At 57.4% G+C, this 235-nt stretch carries 1 rRNA gene; it reads right to left on the bottom strand.

Annotated features, from left to right (window positions below):
- Nucleotides 1-235, bottom strand: a 23S ribosomal RNA gene (locus tag KJS63_RS25995); the annotation flags it as partial.

The raw sequence follows: 235 nt of genomic DNA, 5'->3' as shown, positions 1-235 counted from the left end.
CCGCTACCCCCACCTCATCCCCGCATTTTTCAACATACGTGGGTTCGGGCCTCCAGTGCGTGTTACCGCACCTTCACCCTGGACAGGGGTAGATCACCCGGTTTCGGGTCTACGTCCACGTACTAAAGATCGCCCTATTCAGACTCGCTTTCGCTGCGGCTACGGCTCTTCACCTTAACCTCGCACGGGAACGTAACTCGCCGGTTCATTCTACAAAAGGCACGCCATCACCCCT

Source organism: Paenibacillus sp. J22TS3, assembly GCF_018403205.1.
GTDB lineage: Bacteria > Bacillota > Bacilli > Paenibacillales > Paenibacillaceae > Fontibacillus > Fontibacillus tuaregi.
This window is presented reverse-complemented; position numbering and strand designations above follow the sequence as displayed.